The sequence below is a fragment of the Achromobacter deleyi genome (genome assembly GCF_902859705.1).
Lineage (GTDB): Bacteria > Pseudomonadota > Gammaproteobacteria > Burkholderiales > Burkholderiaceae_B > Achromobacter > Achromobacter deleyi.
Genome location: NZ_CADIJO010000017.1, coordinates 32,474 through 50,656, shown reverse-complemented (window position 1 = coordinate 50,656; position 18,183 = coordinate 32,474). Strand labels below are relative to the sequence as shown.

Annotated in this window: 15 protein-coding genes and 1 pseudogene; 3 read left to right on the top strand and 13 right to left on the bottom strand. The window is 69.0% G+C overall.

Annotated features, from left to right (window positions below):
* Positions 1 to 5: 5 nt before the first annotated feature.
* The 8 genes from HV798_RS22065 to HV798_RS22030 form a co-directional block, all read right to left on the bottom strand.
* Positions 6 to 968, bottom strand: a complete 963-nt coding sequence (locus tag HV798_RS22065) for a LysR family transcriptional regulator (protein ID WP_025140970.1) — start codon at positions 966 to 968, stop codon at positions 6 to 8.
* Between the two features lie 63 nt (positions 969 to 1,031).
* A complete protein-coding gene (locus HV798_RS22060) occupies positions 1,032 to 2,003 on the bottom strand; it encodes a Bug family tripartite tricarboxylate transporter substrate binding protein (protein ID WP_175194885.1) in 972 nt (323 codons plus the stop codon).
* Between the two features lie 44 nt (positions 2,004 to 2,047).
* Entirely contained in the window at positions 2,048 to 4,378 is a 2,331-nt protein-coding gene (locus HV798_RS22055; protein ID WP_175194887.1) for an acyl-CoA dehydrogenase family protein, read from the bottom strand.
* A complete protein-coding gene (locus HV798_RS22050) occupies positions 4,375 to 5,598 on the bottom strand; it encodes a CaiB/BaiF CoA transferase family protein (RefSeq protein ID WP_175194890.1) in 1,224 nt (407 codons plus the stop codon). The genes HV798_RS22055 and HV798_RS22050 overlap by 4 nt, the downstream gene beginning before the upstream one ends.
* 98 nt (positions 5,599 to 5,696) lie before the next feature.
* On the bottom strand, positions 5,697 to 6,494 hold the full coding sequence (locus tag HV798_RS22045; protein ID WP_175194891.1) for an enoyl-CoA hydratase/isomerase family protein: 798 nt from the start codon (positions 6,492 to 6,494) through the stop codon (positions 5,697 to 5,699).
* Positions 6,495 to 6,530: 36 nt separating this feature from the next.
* Positions 6,531 to 7,751, bottom strand: coding sequence for a CaiB/BaiF CoA transferase family protein (locus HV798_RS22040; RefSeq protein ID WP_175194893.1), 1,221 nt, complete (start codon positions 7,749 to 7,751; stop codon positions 6,531 to 6,533).
* A gap of 83 nt (positions 7,752 to 7,834) precedes the next feature.
* Positions 7,835 to 8,737, bottom strand: a complete 903-nt coding sequence (locus HV798_RS22035) for an SDR family oxidoreductase (RefSeq protein WP_175194895.1) — start codon at positions 8,735 to 8,737, stop codon at positions 7,835 to 7,837.
* Positions 8,738 to 8,830: 93 nt separating this feature from the next.
* Complete coding sequence (locus HV798_RS22030) at positions 8,831 to 9,574, bottom strand: SDR family oxidoreductase (RefSeq protein WP_175194897.1); 744 nt, start codon at positions 9,572 to 9,574, stop codon at positions 8,831 to 8,833.
* Between the two features lie 112 nt (positions 9,575 to 9,686).
* Between HV798_RS22030 and HV798_RS22025 the strand changes: the two genes are divergently transcribed.
* Positions 9,687 to 10,598 carry a LysR family transcriptional regulator gene (locus HV798_RS22025; protein WP_175194899.1) on the top strand — a complete coding sequence of 304 codons (912 nt, stop codon included), beginning with the start codon at positions 9,687 to 9,689 and terminating at the stop codon, positions 10,596 to 10,598.
* Here HV798_RS22025 and HV798_RS22020 read toward each other — a convergent pair.
* On the bottom strand, positions 10,577 to 11,971 hold the full coding sequence (locus HV798_RS22020) for a GntP family permease (RefSeq protein WP_175194901.1): 1,395 nt from the start codon (positions 11,969 to 11,971) through the stop codon (positions 10,577 to 10,579). The two genes, HV798_RS22025 and HV798_RS22020, sit on opposite strands and share 22 nt — an antisense overlap.
* Before the next feature lie 110 nt (positions 11,972 to 12,081).
* Positions 12,082 to 14,262 carry a TonB-dependent siderophore receptor gene (locus HV798_RS22015; protein WP_175194903.1) on the bottom strand — a complete coding sequence of 727 codons (2,181 nt, stop codon included), beginning with the start codon at positions 14,260 to 14,262 and terminating at the stop codon, positions 12,082 to 12,084.
* 138 nt (positions 14,263 to 14,400) lie between these two features.
* Here HV798_RS22015 and HV798_RS22010 point away from each other — a divergent pair, with 138 nt between their 5' ends.
* Complete coding sequence (locus HV798_RS22010) at positions 14,401 to 15,159, top strand: AraC family transcriptional regulator (RefSeq protein ID WP_025140981.1); 759 nt, start codon at positions 14,401 to 14,403, stop codon at positions 15,157 to 15,159.
* 62 nt (positions 15,160 to 15,221) lie between these two features.
* Here the strand turns inward: HV798_RS22010 and HV798_RS22005 are convergent, their stop codons facing one another.
* The 3 genes and pseudogenes from HV798_RS22005 to tetR form a co-directional block, all read right to left on the bottom strand.
* Positions 15,222 to 16,031 carry an aminoglycoside phosphotransferase family protein gene (locus HV798_RS22005; protein WP_175194905.1) on the bottom strand — a complete coding sequence of 270 codons (810 nt, stop codon included), beginning with the start codon at positions 16,029 to 16,031 and terminating at the stop codon, positions 15,222 to 15,224.
* Positions 16,032 to 16,088: 57 nt separating this feature from the next.
* Complete coding sequence (locus HV798_RS22000; RefSeq protein WP_175194965.1) at positions 16,089 to 16,550, bottom strand: NUDIX hydrolase; 462 nt, start codon at positions 16,548 to 16,550, stop codon at positions 16,089 to 16,091.
* Positions 16,536 to 17,117 (bottom strand): annotated as a pseudogene (gene tetR, locus HV798_RS21995) (tetracycline resistance transcriptional repressor TetR); the annotation flags it as partial. The gene HV798_RS22000 and the pseudogene tetR, both read right to left, overlap by 15 nt.
* Before the next feature lie 151 nt (positions 17,118 to 17,268).
* Here tetR and HV798_RS21990 point away from each other — a divergent pair.
* On the top strand, positions 17,269 to 18,144 hold the full coding sequence (locus tag HV798_RS21990; protein ID WP_025140986.1) for a LysR family transcriptional regulator: 876 nt from the start codon (positions 17,269 to 17,271) through the stop codon (positions 18,142 to 18,144).
* Positions 18,145 to 18,183: the final 39 nt, after the last annotated feature.

Genomic DNA, 18,183 nt, shown 5'->3' with positions numbered 1-18,183 from the left:
CACCGTCAGGGGCTGGCGTGCCACACGCCTTCGCCGCCGATCTCGCGCACCAGGCTCTGGATCTGCGCCGCCACCTCGGTGACGGTGCGGCCCGGTCCCTTGGCGCGGGCGAACGCCATCGAGATGATGCGGCCCATGGCCGGATCGCGCAGCGCGGCGATGCCCAGGCGGCCTTCCTGCACCTCCTGCCAGACCGCGTGCAGCGGTAGCACCGTGTACATGTGCTCGTGCTCGACGATGGACTTCATCAGCGGCAGCGAATCGGCCTCGATGAGCGGCGCGATGGTGATCTTGCGCGCCCGCGCCAGTCCGTCCAGTGCATTGCGCAGGCCGTTGGGCGCGCCGGGCAGGATGAAGGGCAGGCCGTCCAGCTGTTCGAACGCGACTTCGCCGCCGCTCGTCAGGGGATCGCCCGCGGCGCCCACCAGGTACGAATCGACCGAGGCCAGCGCTTGCTCGCCCGGCGGGCATTTGTCGCCATAGCGGTACAGGATGGCGATGTCGACGCGGCTGTCGGTCAGCCATTCTTCGATCTGGCCGCTTGAGCCTTCGAGAATCTTCAGGTGTACCTTGGGGAACTGCTTGCGCAGCCGCGAGAACAGCCGCCGGATCAGCGGATGCGCGGTGGACGGCAGCAGCCCCAGCGTGACTTCGCCGGCCGGTTCGCGTGCCTCGCCGTTCAGTTCCAGTTCCAGCCGTTCGGCGTCGCCAAGCAGCGTGCGTACCAGCGGAAACAGGCGTTCGCCCACCTCGGACAGGTGCACGCCGCGGCCGGTGCGATTGAACAGCCGCGCATTGCATTCGCGTTCCAGCGCGTTGATGCGGCGGCTCAGCACCGACTGGTCCTGGTCCAGGTACAGGGCGGCGCGCGAGATGCTGCCCAGTTCCGCGATGGCCAGGAAGGCCCGCCACTTGTGCAGGTCGGCGGTGACGTCCAGGCTCAGGCCCGTGGCTTTGGCAGGCGGCATGATCGATAAGGCGGCAACGAATTAGACGGCATAAGGGTACGGCAAAAGCGGACCGGCATGGGACTATTCCAGCCCCAGCTTGCCGCGCCGGATCACCTCGCCCCATTTCTTCGATTCGGCCTGCATCAGCGCCTGGTAGGCCTCGGGCGTGGTGGCGGTGGGAATGGCCCCTTGGTCGATCATTTTCTGCCGCAGGGCCGGCTCGGCCAGCGTCTGGGCGATGGCCTGCGACATCTTCTGCACGATCTCGGGCGGCGTGCCGGTCGGGGCGATGATGCCGTAGTTCGATTCCACGATCACATCGGGAAAACCCGCCTCTTTGGTGGTCGGCACATCGGGCAGGCCCTCGAAGCGCGTCGGGCTGGCCACCGCCAGCGTGCGCAGCTTGCCGGCCTTGATGAAGCCCAGCACCGCCGAGGCGTCGCCCGGGAACATCTGCACCTCGTTGGACAGCAGCGCCGTCACGGCGGGCGACGCGCCCTTGTACGGCACGTGCATGATGTCGATGCCGGTCTGCTGCTTGAGCAATTCGCCGCCCAGGTGCGGGGTGGTGACGTTGCCGGCCGAGCCATAGTTGTACTTGCCGGGCTGGCGCCGGGCGCTGGCGACGAAGTCGGCCAGCGTGGCGTCGGGCAGGGACGGGTTGACCACGATCACCAAGGGAATGCGCGCCACCAGCGACACGTACTGGATCCTGGACACGTCGTACGGCACCTTCATCACGTGCGGCAGGCCGGTGATGGCGCCGGGCACGCCGAAGCCGAAGGTGTTGCCGTCGGGCGTGGCGCGCACCGTGGCGTCCACGCCGATGGTGCCGCTGGCGCCGGCCTTGTTCTCGATCACGATGGTCTGGCCCAGCCGCTGGCCCAGCGCCGGCGCCAGCAGCCGCGCCAGGTTGTCGACCGAGCCGCCGGGCGGGTAGGGCACGATCAGCCGGATCGGCTGGCTCGGCCAGGGCGCGGCGGCCTGGCCCGGGGCGGCAAAGGTGGCGCCCAGCAGCAGGGTGGCCACCGTCAGTGCGGTTGCTTGCTTCATCTGTCTCTCTCCTGTGGCGCCGGCTCGGGGCCGGCGCATCGTTGTCATGCGCCTTCCAGGCCGAGCTGCTTGGCGTAGATATTGCGCTGGATCTCGTTGGTGCCGCTGAAAATGGTTGCCGCCAGCGCGTTGACGTACGGCGCCAGCGCGTGCACCTGGCCGTTGCCGTAGCCCAGCCGCATCGCCGCGCCGCCGTATTCCTCGGCGATCTGGATCAGCAGGGCGCCCAGCCGTTCGTGCGTCTCGGTGGCCCAGACCTTCAGCAGCGACAGTTCGGGCGGCAGCGGCCGGCCGGCCTTGGCCAGCTCGGCGAAGACGCTGTACATGGCGGTCAGGTCGGCCGCGTCCAGCCGCAACTCGGCCAGCCGGTCGGCGAATGCCGGGTCGGCCAGCAGGCCGCGCTGGCGCGCGATGCTGTAGATCTGCTGCAAGGCATGGTTGGCGTGCTTGGGGCTGCCGCTGAACAGGCGCTCGAAGCCCAGCAGCGCCTTGGCGATGCCCCAGCCGGCGTTCAGCTCGCCCACGACGTTGGCGCGCGGCACGCGAACCTGGTCGAAGAACACCTCGCAGAATTCCTCGTGCCCCGACAGCGTGCGGATGGGGCGGCGGCTTACGCCCGGGCTGGCCAGGTCGACCAGCAGGAAGCTGATGCCGGCCTGCTTCTTGACCGTCTTGTCGGTGCGCACCAGCATGAACATGTGGGTCGCGTCCTGCGCCAGCGTCGACCAGGTCTTCTGGCCGCTCACCACCAGCTCGTCGCCGTCGACCAGCGCCTCGCAGCGCAGCGAGGCTAGGTCCGAACCGGCGTTCGGCTCCGAATAGCCCTGCGCCCATACCGCTACGCCCGACAGGATGCCCGGCAGGAAGCGGGCGCATTGTTCCGCGGTGCCGTGGCGGATCAGGATCGGCCCCAGCATCACCAGCCCCTGGTCCGGCGCGCGCGCCACGCCGTGGCGTTCGGCCTCTTCGATGAAGGCGATCTGGCGCGCTGGCGACAGCGCCATGCCGCCATGCTCGCGCGGCCACGACGGCGCGATCCAGCCCTGGCGCGACAGCGTGAAATACCAGTTCTTGATCTCGTCCCAGTGCAGCCGCCAGGGCACGTGGCGCAGGTGCTCGGGATAATGGGCGCGGAAAAAGCCGCGCACCAGCCGGCGGAAATCAGCTTCCGGCATGCCGTTCCAGTCGGCCTCGCGCGGGAAGTCGATGGCGGGCGCGGCGGTGTCGTCCTCGGCGTCTTGCGCCGGCAGCGCCGCCAGTGCGCCGTAGCGCTGGCGATGGGCCGCAGCATTGCCCAGCCACGCCGCCAGGTGCAGCGCGCTGCGGAAGTACAGGCTGACGTCGCATTCGTCGGTGTAGCCGATGGCGCCGTGCAGCTGGATCGCCAGCCGCGCCGCTTCCAGGCCGGCGCGCGCCGCACGGGCCTTGGCGCGGCTGGCCACGCTCTTGCGCAAGGTGGCGTCGTCCGGCTGCGCGGCCAGCGCATCCAGCGCGTCCAGCAGGCTGTTGGCCGCCAGCTCGACCTGCATGGCGGCGTCCACCAGCCGGTGCTGCAAGGCCTGGAACGACGCCAGCGGCCGGCCGAACTGCTGGCGCGTGTTCAGGTAGGCCACCGAATCAGCCAGTACCTGCCGCGCCACGCCCACCAGTTCCGCCGACTGCATCAGGCGGCCCAGGTCCAGCGCTTCGTCCACCGCGTCCAGCACGCCGTCGATTGCCAGCAGCGCGTCCGCCGGCACCACGGCCGACTCGATCGCCAGGTGGCAGGCGGCGGTGCCGTCGGCGCGCTCGTGGACGTGCGCGGACACGCCCGGCGTGCCCGCCGCGACGTAGAAGAGGGCGCTGCCGCGCTCGCCGTCGGCCGTGACCAGCCAGCCATCGACGCCGGCCCCGGGGACCACGTGGCGCTTCTCGCCATTGAGCACGTAGGCGCCCTCGCGTTCGATGACGCTGACGCCGAAGGCCGTGGCGGCCTCGCCGGCCTCCAGCTGGCCCTCGGTCTCTTGCCAGGCCAGCCCGATCAGCATTGCGCCGCCGCACACCGCTTGCAACAGCGCGTCGCGTCGCGCCGCATCGACCGGTTCGATCCGCGCCAGCAGCGCCGCCGGCAGCACGCCCGCGGCTACCAGCGGTTCGGGCAGTTGCGCGCGGCCCGCTTCCTCCAGTACCGCCGCCATGGCCCGCCAGTCCAGCCCAAGGCCGCCTTGCGTTTCGGGCACGCTCATGCCGAGCCAGCCGACCTCGGCGATCTCGCGCCAGTAGTCGCGGTCTGGCGGGGCGGCGCTGCGCTTGCGCTGGCGCTGGTCGCGCCGCTGCAGGAAGTCGCGCGCGCTGTCGCGGATCTCTTCGATCAGGTCAGGGTCGATGCGGCTCATACGATGCCCTCCGCCCGCAGGCGGGCAATCTCGTCATCGGCCAGTCCCAGCTCGGCGCGCAGGATCTCGGCCGTGTGCTCGCCCAGCAGGGGCGGTGGCAGGCCGCCCGTGATCGGCGTGCCGGAAAAATGGATCGGATTGCGGATGACCGGCAGGGTGCCCAGTTGCGGATGCTCGACGCTGTCGAGCACCTCGCGGTGGCGCACCTGCGGGTCCTCGAACACCTGGTCCATGGTGTAGATCGGCCCGCAGGGCACGTTGGCCGCGGCCAGCGCCTGGTTCCAGTCCTGCACGGTGCGGGTGCGCATGGCCGGCTCGATCAGTCGCGACAGTTCCGGCTGCGCGGCGGCGCGCTTGGGGTTGGTATCGAAGCGCGCATCGCATCCCAGGTCAGGCAGCCCGATCACCTGGCAGAAGCCGCGGAACTGCGAGTCGTTGCCCACCGCCACCATCAGGTGCCCGTCCTGGCATTCGAACGCCCGGAACGGCGCGGTGATCTGCGAGGCCGAGCCCATGCGCGCCGGCAACTGGCCGCTGGCCAGGTAGTTCATGCCGATGTGCGACAAGGCCGCGATCTGCGCGTCCAGCAGCGCCAGGTCGATGTGCTGGCCCGTGCCGGACACCTGGTCGCGGTGCCGCAGCGCCGCCAGGATGGCGCACACCGCATAGAACCCCGCCGTCAGGTCCGACACTGAATAGCCCGCCTTGACCGGCCCCGCGCCCGGCTCGCCGTCGGGCACGCCGGTCACGCTCATCAGCCCGCTCATGGACTGGAAGATCGGGTCGTAGCCCGGCAGGTGGCTGTAAGGCCCGCTCTGGCCGAAGCCGGTGATCGAGCAATACACCAGGCGCGGATTGACGGCCGCCAGCGCCGCGTAGTCCAGCCCGTAGCGGCGCAGGTCTCCGGCCTTGAAGTTTTCGATGACGATGTCCGCCTGTTGTGCCAGCTGCCGAACCAGCGCCTGCCCCTCGGGCCGGGAGATGTCGATGGTCAGCGACTTCTTGCCGCGGTTCATGGCCACGAACGACGAGGTCTGCGGGCTGGGCGCGCCGTCGCGGCCGGGCATCGGGTAGCCCTGGTGGCGCACGTCGTCGCCGCGCCCGGGGCGCTCGACCTTGATCACCTCGGCACCGAAGTCGGCCAGCATCTGCGCGGCCCACGGCCCCGAGAACACCCGGCTCAGGTCCAGCACCTTCACGCCGTCCAACGCGCTCGTCATGTCGTCTCCTTGTGTCTTTTTTCGAAGTGCAGGCAGCGCCCGGCCTTGTTCCGACGGCGCCACCGCAATAGCTGTCATGCGTCCCGCCTGGGGCGCCGCTAGCGGCCCTGGAACACCGGCGCGCGTTTTTCCAGGAAGGCGCGGCGCGCCTCCATCGCGTCTTCGGTCTTGGCGATGGCCGCCGTCATGTCCTGCTCGTAGCGGTAGCCGTCGCGCAGGCTCATGTCCTCGATGGCGTTGAGCGTCTGCTTGGCCAGCATGGTCGCCAGCGGGCTCTTGGACGCCAGCTCGCGCGCCAGTTCCAGTGCGCGTGGCATCAGGGCCTCGGCCGGCAGCGCTTCCTCGACCACGCCCAGCCGGTACAGCTCGTTGCCGTCCACCCGTAGCCCGGTCAGCATCATGCGCCGCAGGCGCGAATGGCCGAACAGCCGCATGCCATGGCGTCCGCCGCCCAGCAGCCCGACGTTGATCTCCGGCAGGCCCACCACCGCGTCGGACGCCGCCAGCAGGATGTCGCACGAGGCCACGATGGCCAGACCCGCACCCAGCGCGGCGCCGTTGATGGCGCCCACCACCGGCTTGGCGCATTCGCGGATGGCATGGAAGCACTCGCGCGTTCGGCGCGAATGCTGCGGCAGGTCGCCCGGCCCCTTGATGGTGGCGGCGCGGTTCTTCAGGTCGGCGCCCGCGCAGAAGGTCTTGCCTTGGCCCGACAGCACCACCGCGCGCACCTCGGGCGTCTCGGAAATGCGGTCCAGCACCCACGCAAGCTCGTTCATCATTTCAGTGCTGAGCGCGTTGACGGGGGGATTGGCCAGCAGGAGGGTGGCGACGCCGCCGTCCAGGCTGACGTCCAGCGCGGTGTAGGGCCCGGCCAGGTTTTCCGGCATGGTCATGATGTGTCTCCTAGTTGTCCGGTCTGTCGAGGCCGGTCAGATGATCTTGCGGTCGCGGTAGTCCTGGATCTGCGCGGCGCTCAGCCCCAGTTCGGCCAGTACTTCGTCGGTGTGCTGGCCCAGCAGCGCCGGCGCGCGGTCCACCCGCAGCGCCGACTGCCCGAAGCGCAGCGGGTTCATCACCTGCGGCACCTCGCCTGCGACGGGGTGGGGCAGGCGCCGCAGCATGCCGCGGTGCTGCACCTGCGGGTCGTCGAACACCTCGGGCACCGTGTTGATCGAGCCGGCCGGCACCCCGGCCCGCTTGAGCAGGTCCAGCCAATGGGCGCGCGGTTCGCGGATGAAAATGGCGTCCAGCAGCGGATCGAGCGTGTCCAGGTTCTTCACGCGCTGGCTGTTGCTGACGTAGCGCGGATCGCGCGCCAGGGTGGGCTGGCCCAGCGCCTCGCACAGGGTGGCGAACTGCGCGTCGTTGCCCACCACGATGACGATGTCGCCATCGGCGCAGGCAAAGGTGCGCTGCGGCTGGATATTGGGATGCGCCGTGCCGGTGCGGCGCGGCACGCGCCCGCCCAGCAGGAAATTCATGGCCTGGTTGGCCAACAGGCCTACCTGCACGTCCAGCATGGCTACGTCGATGTACTCGCCCTGGCCGGTCTGCGAGCGCCGCAGCAAGGCGGCCACGATGCCCAGCGCGGCATACACGCCGGTGGTCAGGTCCACGATCGGCACGCCCACCTTCTGCGGCCCGCCGCCCGGCTTGTCATCGCGTTCGCCGGTCACGCTCATCAGCCCGCCCATGGCCTGGATCAGGAAATCGTAGGCCGGCTCGGCCGCGCGCGGCCCGGTCTGGCCGAACCCCGTCACCGAGCAGTACACCAGGCGCGGGTTGATCGCCGACAGCGACGCATAGTCCAGCCCCAGCCGCGCCAGCGTACCGACCTTGTAGTTCTCCAGCACCACGTCGGCGTCGCGGCACAGCTGCTTGACCAGCGCCTGGCCCTCGGCCGTCTGCAGGTCCAGCGTGATGGAACGCTTGCCCCGGTTGGTGGCCACGAAGTAGGCGCCGTCCGCCGTGTCGCGGCCCTGCTCGTCCTTCAGGAAGGGCGGCCCCCAGGACCGGGTGTCGTCGCCCTGGCCAGGCCGTTCGACCTTGATGACGTCAGCGCCCAGGTCCGCCAGGATCTGGCTGGCCCAGGGGCCGGCCAGCACGCGGCTCAGGTCGAGCACTTTCAGGTTGGATAACAGCGATTGCAACGAACCTCTCCTTGACTGCGATGATTGGCAGCCAGTCTAGGAGTTGGTGCGCGCCGGGGGATGGGCCTGGGGGCGCAAAGCTGTTATGCGGTTTGCGGCGTGATCACCGGCCGCAACAGATCCGCAATCCCGATCCGCTCGGCAAACGCAATCCGCAATTCCTCGGCCAGTGCCAGCACTTCCTCGGCCCCGTCCCCCACGAAATCCACCACCGACCGTGCCGGCCGGCTGCCGGCTGGCAGTCCGACAATGCGCGCCACCTCATCGGCCACCGCCTGCGGCGTGGCCTCGTCCGGCGTCAATGCGCTGAGCCGTTCCCCGACCCGATCCATCACGCCGTCGTAGCGCGCATACGCCGCCACGCGCGCCGTGTCGCTGGGTTTGCCGGCGCTGGGAAAGTGTTCGGTGCCGCGCGTGAACGCACCCGGCACCACGATGGACGTTTCGATGCCGAAGCGCGTCAGTTCGTACGACAGGCTGACCGCCAGCGAATCCATTGCCGCCTTGGCGGCGCCGTAGGGCCCCATGAACGGCGGAAAGCCGCCCTTGGTGGTGGTGCTGCTGATCCACAGCATCAGCCCGGATTGTTGCTGGCGCAGCTGGGGCAGGGCGGCGCGGTTGACGCGTTGGGCACCGTAGAAGTTGGTGTCGAACGCGCGGTGCATGTCCTCGGCCGTGAAGGCTTCGGTGGGGCCGATGACCAGGTGGCCGGCGTTCTGCATGACGACGTCCAGGCGGCCGTGGGCCTGCACGATGGCGGCCACCGCGGCGTCGGCGGACGGTTGCGACAGCACGTCCAGTTCCAGCGGCCGCAGGTCGGCGTGGTGGGCCGCGGCCCAGTCGCGCATGGCCTGGGCGCGCTCGGCGTTGCGGCCAGCGACGTCGCGCATGGTGGCGTAGACGGTGTGGCCGGCCAGGGCCAGGGTTTCGGCGGACAGCTTGCCGATGCCGCTGCCGGCGCCGGTGATGAGGATGACGGATGACATGAGAGAACTTCCAGGAAGGGGCCTGCGGTGCCGCCGTCGCTGCGCGGCACCAGGCCGTTGAATCAGGGGGACGGGCTGCACCCGGCCGTCGAGTCAGGCAATGCCGCCGTTGGCGCGCAGCACCTGGCCGTTGATCCAGCCGCCGTCCTGGCTGGCCAAGAAGGAGACGACGCCAGAGATGTCTTCGGGTTCGCCCAGGCGTTCCAGGGGCGGCATCTTGGCGAAGTGCTCGATCAGCTCGGGGCTCTTGCCTTTCTTGAAGAGGTCGGTGGCGACGGGGCCGGGGGCGACGGCGTTGACGGTGATGCGGCGGCCGCGCAGTTCCTTGGCGAACACGCGGGTGAAGCCTTCGACGGCGGCCTTGCTGGCGATGTAGATGCCGTAGGTGGGCATGTTCAGCGCCAGGGTGGTGCTGGACACGTTGACGATGGCGCCGCCGTCGGCCAGGCGGGCGCCGGCTTCGCGCAGGGTGTTGAAGGTGCCGCGGGTGTTGATGTCGAAGGTCTGGTCGTATTGCTCGTCGGTGGTGTCGGCCAGCGTCTGCAGCTTGAGCACGCCGGCGTTGTTGACCAGCACGTCGATGCGGCCCAGTTCGGCCTGGACGTGATCGAACATGGCGCGCACGTCGGCGCTCTTGGACACGTCGGCCCGCACGGTGGTGGCGCGGCCGCCGGCCTGGCGGATTTCGGCGGCCAGGGCGTCGGCTTCGGTGGCGCCGGTGGCGTAGTTGATGGCGACGGCAAAGCCGTCGGCGGCCAGGCGGCGCGCGATGGCGGCGCCGATGCCGCGGGATCCGCCGGTGACCAGGGCAACGCGTTGGGGGGCTTGGGTGTTCATGTAAGGCTCCGTGGGTGAGTGGGTGAGACGAATCATCGACTATTCCAAACGAAAGATAATTACCCTGGTTTTGCTAACATAATTTCATTTACTTTAATAATCGGGGCCGGTTATGGATCGCTTTCAGGAAATGCAGGTGTTCGTGCGCATTGCCGAGCGGCGCAGTTTTTCGCAGGCATCGGAAGACCTGCAGATTCCCCGCGCCACGGTAACCAACCTGATCAAGCGCATGGAAAAGCGGCTGGGCGCGCGGCTGCTGGAACGCACCACCCGCCAGGTTCGGCTCACGCACGACGGCGAGGCGTATTACCGCCGCTGCGTGCGCCTGCTGGCCGATCTGGAAGAGGCGGACGGCGCCTTTCTGAACACGGCGCCCAAGGGGCTGTTGCGGGTGAATGTGCAGGGCACCCTGGCGCGGGTGTTCGTGGTGCCGGCGCTGCCGGCCTTCTTGGCGCGCTATCCGGACATCGTGCTGCACCTGGGCGAAGACGATCGCCTGGTGGACCTGGTGCGCGAAGGGGTCGATTGCGTGCTGCGCGCGGGCACCTTGCAGGATTCGTCGCTGGTGGGGCGGCAGATTGCGCTGATGCCGCAGGTGACGGTGGCCAGCCCCGCCTACCTGGCGCGCCATGGCGAACCGCGCACCCTTGACGACCTGGCCGGCCACCAGGCGGTGGACTACCTGTCATCTTCCACCGGCCGCAGCCTGCCGCTGGATTTCATGGTGGACGGGCGCAATGTGCTGGTGCGCCCGGCGGCGGTGGTCAGCGTGACGGGCGCCGAGCTCTATGCCAGCGCGGCGCTGGCCGGCCTGGGGCTGGCGCAGGTGCCGCGCTATCGCGTGGCCGATGAACTGGCCAGCGGGCGGCTGAAGGTGGTACTGCCCGATTGCCCGCCCGCGCCGATGCCGGTGTCGGTGCTGTACCCGCAGAACCGCCAGGTGTCGGCGCGGGTGCGGGTGTTCAGCCAGTGGCTGGCCGAGATTTTCGGCCAGGCGTTTGGTCAGACGATGCCGGTCAGGTAGTACACCGCGATCACCAGGAAGACGGACAGCGTCGAGATCAGGGTGATGGCGAAGATGTCGCCGTACGACTGGCGGTGGGTCAGGCCGGTGACGGCCAGCAGGGTGATGACGGCGCCGTTGTGGGGCAGGGTGTCCATGCCGCCGCTGGCCATGGCGGCGATGCGGTGCAGCACTTCCATGGGAATGCCGGCGGCGTTGGCGCTGTCGATGAAGGTCTGCGCCATGGCCGCCAGGGCGATGCTCATCCCGCCCGAGGCCGACCCGGTGATGCCCGCCAGCGACGTGACCGCCACGGCTTCGCCCACCAGCGGGTCGGGGATGGCCTTGAGCGCGCTGGCCACCATCAGAAAGCCCGGCAGCGCGGCGATGACGCCGCCAAAGCCGTATTCGGCGGCGGTGTTCATGGATGCCAGCAGGGCGCCCGACACGGCGCTTTTGCTGCCTTCGGCGAAATGCGCCTTGATGCTGGAAAACGAGAACAGCAGGATGGTGACGATGCCGGCGATCAGCGCGCCCATCACCGCCCACAGCGCGACCTGGTCGTCGGCGTTCACGGGCATGGGCTGGGCCAGGCCGGGCAGGTCGACCTGCGAGCCGGCGGGGTACCAGCCGGGAATCCAGCGCGTCAGCAGGTAGTTGGCCACGCCCACGACCACCAGCGGCAGCAGGGCGATCAGCGGGTGATGCTCGCGTCCGCCGGCCGGGGTGTCGGGTTCGTTGCGCAGGTCGGTGCCGTAGGTTTCACCGGCGGCCGCGGCGCGCTTGCGGCGCCATTCCAGGTAGCTGATGCCGGCCGTCAGCGTGAAGAGCGCGCCGATCAGGCCCAGCCAGGGCGCGGCCCAGGTGGTGGTCTCGAAGAACGTGGTGGGGATGATGTTCTGGATCTGCGGCGTGCCGGGCAGCGCCGTCATGGTGAAGGTGAACGCGCCCAGGGCGATGGCGCCGGGCATCAGCCGCTTGGGGATGCCACCCTGGCGGAACATCTCGGCCGCGAAGGGGTACACGGCGAACACCACCACGAACAGCGATACGCCGCCGTAGGTCAGCACGGCGCACACCAGCACGATGGCCATGATGGCGCGCTCGGCGCCGATCAGGCGCAGCACGGCCTGCACGATGGCCCGCGAAAAACCCGACAGTTCGATCAGCTTGCCGAACACGGCGCCCAGCAGGAAGACGGGGAAATAGAGCTTGGCGAAGCCCGCCATGCGCTCCATGAAGATGCCCGAGAACACGGGCGCCAGCGCCGACGGGTCGGTCAACAGCACCGCGCCCATGGCTGCGATGGGCGCGCAGAGAATCACGCTGTAGCCTCGATACGCCGCCAGCATCAGGAATGCCAACGCCGCCACCACGATAAACAATCCGGTCATCCGGTACTCCTGGAATGAGAGGTTAGGGGGTGTGGAGCTACACCTTAACAAATCAATCCAGGCGGCCGTTTGACAGCGGACAGGCCCGCGCCGCCGCGGGCCCGGGGCGCTTAGTAGGTGGCGCGCAGCGTCAGCATCACGTTGCGCGGTTCGCCATAGATGCCGTAGTAGCTGGACGGCACGCGGGCGTAGTAGCTACGGTCAAAGACGTTGTTCAGCGTCAGCGAGGCGTCCAGGTTGCGGTTGATCTTGTAGCCGACCTGCGCATCGACGACGGCATAGCCGCCTTGCCACGAGACGTTGTTGCGGCTGGTGCGGCTTTGCGTGCGCACCCCGCCGCCCACGCGCCAGCCCGGCAGCACGTCGGGGGTGAAGCGGTAGGTGGTCCAGACCTTGAACAGGTGCTTGGGCGTTTCGGGGTTGACGATCTGGCCTTCCTGCGTGGGGTCCGACAGGTAGCGGGTCTGCAGGTAGGTGTAGCCGGCGTACAGGTCCCAGTTGGGCAGCAGGCGGCCGGTGATTTCGGCTTCCACGCCCTGGCTCTGGGCTTCGCCCTGGGCCAGGTAGCGGCCGGGGTTGGCGTCGTCCGCCACGGCGCGGTTCTTGTCGCGGATGCGGAACAGCGCCAGCGAGGCGTTGGCCGCGCCGTCCAGGAATTCGCCCTTCAGGCCGACTTCGTACTGCTTGCCGGTGCGCGGCTTGAGCGGCTTGCCGTCGGCCGTCATCTGCCAGGCTTCCGAGAACGCGTAGACGTCCGAGTAGCTGGCGTAGGCGGACAGCCACGAATTCAGCTGCGCCACCGCGCCGTAGTAGGGCACGAACTTGCTCACCTCGGGGTCGCGCCGGGTGTCGCCCGGCGTGGGCAGCACCGCCTGCGTGGAATTGCGATACCAGCTCTGGCGCCCGCCCACGATCAGCGTCAGCGGGTCGGCGACGTTCAAGCTCAGCTGGCCGTAGACGCCCATCTGGCTGGACTTGGACTTGTCGCCCGAGGTGTAGGGCAGGTCCGGGTTGGGCACGTCGATGTCGTAGATCGACACGTTGGTGTAGTTGGCGCCGCCCGAGCGGCTGTCCTGGTTACGCTCGGCGTAGTTGGCGCCGATCATGGCCTGATGGGTGCGGCCGAAGAGTTCGAACGGACCCGTGGCATGGGTGTCCATGCCCAGCCAGCGGATCTGGTCTTTCTGCACTTGCACGCGGTAGCCGGCGCGGTCGTTGGCGGGGTTGACCGGGCCGTTGACGTAGCCGTAGCGGCTGTCCAGGTCGGTCGAGCGGTAGTTCATGGACACCTGGCCGGTCCAGCCATTGGCAAAGCGGTGGCTCAGTTCGGTATAGATTTCGGACAGGGTGGTGTCGCCGCGCGCCCAGTCGGTGCCGTAGAAGCCCTTGCGCGGCGAGTCGACGAACTTGCCGTTCGAGTAGATCGACAGGCCGTAGTCGAACGGCGCCATGCGCTGGCGCTGGTAAGCGGCGGACAGGGTCAGCGTGGTGTTGGCCGTGAGGTCGAATTCCAGCGCGCCGTAGACCAGGCCCTGGCGGGTGTTGGCCTTGTCGAAGAAATAGTCGCGGTCCTGCGCGGCGAAACCGGCGCGGGCGTGCACGCGGCCGTCTTCGGTGATCGGGCCGGTGGCGTCCAGCTCGGTGCGATAGTTGTTCCAGGAACCGGCCATGACCGCGCCGGTCAGGCTGAAGGCATCCTGCGGGCGCTTGCGCACCAGGTTGACGGTGCCGGCGGGGCTGCCAAAGCCCTGCAGCAGGCCGGCCGGGCCGCGCAGCACTTCCACGCGGTCGTACAGGGCCAGGTCGAACTGCGGCAGGTATTGCAGGGCGCCGTTGGCCGGGATGCCGTCGAACTGCACGTCGGCTTCGTAGCCGCGCGCGGTGAAATAGGCGGTGCCGTCGCCGTAGGTCATGGCGCTGACGCCGGTGGTCTGGCGCAGGGCGTCTTCCACCGTGACCATGTTCTGGTCGTCCATGCGCTGGCGCGTCACGATCGACACCGAATTGGGAATGTTGCGCACGTCGGCGCCGGTCTTGCTGACGGTGGCCTTGTTGGCGGTGTAGGACGGCACGCCTTCGGTCTGGCCGGGGTCGGACATCTTGTCGGCCGAGCCGGTGACGCGCACCGGGCTCAGTTGCGGCACGGCGTCGTCGGCGCGGGCCAGGGCGGGCAGGCACGCCTGGGCCAGCAGGGCGGCGGCCAGGGTCAGGCGCAGGCGGTGGGGGGCGGTGTGGGGGAAGGCAGCGGGGCGTGGGCCAAAAGCGACAGGGAGGAGTGCGGCGGGGGTCATTTTCTTTTGAAAACAATGGGAATCATTTGCATTAATGATAAAAAGCAAGTTCCCCGGACGCAGGACAGAAAATGTCGAAAAACGGACATAACTGTCCGGATGCGCGTCGTTTGATCCATTGCTATCGAAAACCCGCCAATGCGAGAGTTTCCTTCCGAAGCGCCACCGGTGGTGGCGCGCTCGTTTCACTATGAAGACGGCCAGCGCCAGGAGCCGCATTCGCACGAACGCATCCAGCTGATGTATTCGCCCACCGGCATCATGCGCGTCATGACCGAGGACGGCGCCTGGCTGCTGGCGCCGATGCGCGCGTTGTGGATTCCGCCGGGCGTGGCCCACGAAGTGCGCATGGTGGGCAAGGTCACCATGCGTTCGGCGTTCATTGCGCCGGACGCCGCGCCGTGGCTCTGGAAGGATACCTGCGCGCTCGACGTGGCGCCGCTGATGCGCGAACTGATCCTGACGCTGAACCAGCCGGCCGCGCGCCATGGGCCGGTGCAGCGCCTGAGCGCCGAGCTGTTGCTCAACCTGCTGGCCGGCACCGAGCGCCAGCACCGCCAACTGCCGCTGCCGTTCGACCGCCGCCTGCGCAAGGTCTGCGCGGCCGTGCTGCAAACGCCGGGCAATGACGACACGCTGGAACAGTGGGGCGAGCGCATGGGGGCCAGCGCCCGCACGCTGGCACGCCGCATGAAGGACGAGACCGGCATGACGTTTCACCATTGGCGCCTGCAGGTGCGCATCGACGAAGGCATCTGCCGGCTGTTGCAGGGCCAGTCGGTGGTGAGCGTGGCGCGCGCGCTGGGCTATGCCAGCGCCAGCGCGTTCGTGTATATGTTCCGCAATCTGATGGGGGTGTCGCCCACGCGTTATCTGGAGCAGATTGCGCCGACGTAGCGCGGTGGGTCGGGGCGTGGCTGGCCGGAGCCTGGCCGGCCGATCTTCGTGGCGCGAACCCGCTAGCCTTCCAGCAGCGCCAGCGCCTGCGCGGCGATGTTCAGGTCGATGGCCGCATCGTCTCCATCGCCCAGGAACCACGCGGCCGACAGGCCGCACCAGGCCACCACCCATTGCAGCAGGCGGCGGCGGTCCAGGCCCGATTCATCGACCATGATGTTCAGGCGCCGCTCGAAGCAGCCCGGCACGATGGCGACCGCCGGGTTCGGGTCGGCCAGGTCGGGGTTGCAGAACACGTTGGCGTAGTCGAACCCGCGTTCGCCATAGAGCCGCTTGGGGTCGATGACCAGCCAGCCGCGGTCGCCGAAGTCCAGGATGTTGTCGTGATGCATGTCGCCGTGCAGCACGACCAGGTCTTGCGGATCATCGAGCAGCGCGCGGGCGTGGCGGGCGCTGTGGGCCAGCAGGCCGCCGCGCGCTTGCGCCATCGGCCACAGGTCGACGAACCATTCGCGCAAAGGGCGCAGCGGCGGCAGCGGCTTGGCGCGCGGCGCGTGCAGATCGCGCAGCACGCCGCAGATGATGCGGGTGGCTTCGTCGTCGCGGCCGGTGCGGGCGTAGGCGGCCAGCGAACGCGTGCCGGTGGCGCGTTCCAGCAGGATGGCATCCGCGTCATGCGCCAGCACCCGGGCCGCGCCCTGGCCATCCCACCAGGTCATCAACACGCCGCCCTGGCGCTCGTCTTCCTCGACCGACACCTTCAGCATCGCGGGCACGCCCGCCTGGCGCACCGGCAAGAGCCGCGCGGCGGGCGTGGTGAGGGGGGCGCCGTCGGGCACGAGGTTCCAGCGGGACAGGTAGGGGGCGAACATGGGCGTGTGTCAGTCATCCGACAATAGGCAGGGCAGGCCGAGGCCAGGGGGATTGCGCTATAGCTTACCGGCGTCTGCCATCAGCGCCGCCGCCTTGTGCGCAATGTCGGCCACGCCGAAGCTGGTTGCCAGCGCCTGGCCATCCAGATCGGCCAGCGGCACCCAGCGCGCATCCAGGGCATCGTCGCCAGCCACCGGTTCGCCGGACTGCCATTGGCACAGCACCGCAGTCAGAATGTAGTGCCGGCGCAGCGCGCCGCTGTCGTCGCGGTCGAACACGTCGACGGCATCGAACACCCTCAACGGCTCGGCGCGCACGCCGCATTCCTCGAACAATTCGCGCGCGGCCGCGTCTTCCAGGCGTTCGCCGGCATCGATCTTGCCGCCGGGAAAGGCCCAGCGGTGCTGGTCGGGCGGGTTGGCGCGTTGTACCAGCAGCACGTGGCCGTCGCGGATGACGGCGGCGATGGTGGCGGCGATGGGGCGGGGGACCGGGTCGGGCGCCAGGCCGTCCAGCATCATCGCCAGGCCGAATTCGAAGGTGGCATCGGGGCCTTGCTTGTCCAGCGCCTTCATGGCGCGGGCCAGGGCTGGCGGCGGGCTGGGCGGTGCAATGCGGTCGGGCGCGGCGGCGTCAAAGGCCTGCTGCTCCATCACCGAGCCCACCACATAGTGGCCGATCACCAGCAGCGCATTGGCCGCGCGCAGCGGCGTGAAGCCGGCATCGCACAACAGTTTCAACTGGGCCTGCACGCGGTCGTACTGCGGTTCGGCGGGCCGGGTGCCGGCGTGGATGCGCGCTCCGTCGCGATGAGCCAGCAGCGCCCGGCGAAAGCTGCGGGCGTTGGCCAGCAGGAATTCTTTCCAGTGGCCGCCTGGCGTCGGCATGGCCTGCATGTGGTCGCGCAGCATGGTCTCGGCCAGCGCGTCCAGCAGCGCCTGCTTGCTCTTGAAATGCCAGTACAGCGCCGGCTGCTGCACGCCCAGGCGCTCGGCCAGCTTGCGGGTGGTGAGGCCGTCCACGCCCACTTCGTCCAGCAGTTCCAGCGCGCTGGCGATGACGGCGTCACGTTGCAATTTGGCCATGTCGGGGTTCCTTGTCGAGTGCGGTAATTTATCATCGATCAATGAAACTCCCGATAGTGGCGCCGCGCCCCTTGGGGCACACTGTCAGCCGCGCCGCTTCGAGCGCGATCGACAAGGATGGGGCCTGCCGACAGGCCTCGCAGGGGAAAGCATGGACACGCCAGACCGCCAATTGCGCTATTTCGTGCGGATCGCGGAATTGAAATCGCTGTCGCGCGCGGCCGAAGACCTGGACCAGACGCAGTCGGGCCTGAGCCGCCAGCTGGCCGCGCTGGAAGCGCACGTGGGCAAGCCGCTGTTCGTGCGCACGGGCCGCGGGGTCGAACTGACCGAAGCCGGCACGCGCTTGCTGGACGGCATTCTGCCCGCCTACCGCAGCATCGACCAGACGCTGGAAGCCGTGCGCCAGCGCGAAGGCGTGACGCAAGGGTCGGTGCGGCTGGCCACCGTGCATACGCTCAGCTACTACTTCATGGCCGAGGTCGTGGCGCAGTTCGTCAGCAGCCGCGAACACGTCAACCTGTCGGTCATGGGCCGCAGCTCGCCCGAGGTTGTCGCGCTGGTGGAAAGCGGCAAGGCCGACATTGGCTTTGTCTACGACGCCGCGGTGGCGTCCGATGCGCTGGCGTCCACGCCGCTGTTCGACGACGACATGTGCCTGATCGTGCGGCGCGGGGTCGACGTCGCCGACGGCGTCGACCTGGGCGCCATGGCGCTGCGGCTGGTGGGCTTTCCGCCGCATTACGCGCTGCGCAAGATGATCCACAGCGCGGGCCTGCAGCCCGAATTCGTGGCCGAAGCCGAAACCATCGATGCCATGCTCAAGCTGGTGTCCTCGGGCGTGGGCGCCTGTATCCTGCCGTCGCGCATTCCCGAAAAGCTGCTGGCCGACTACGAACTGCGCAAGGTGGCCATTGCCAGCCCGGTGCTGCGCCGCCGGGTGGTGGCCATTACCCCGGCCCAGCGCCAGCCGCTGCCGCTGGTGGGCGAACTGCTGGACTGCGCGCGCCGCATCGCGCGGGGGTAGGGGCGGCAAGGCCGGCCCGCGGCGGCCGCCGAATACCTG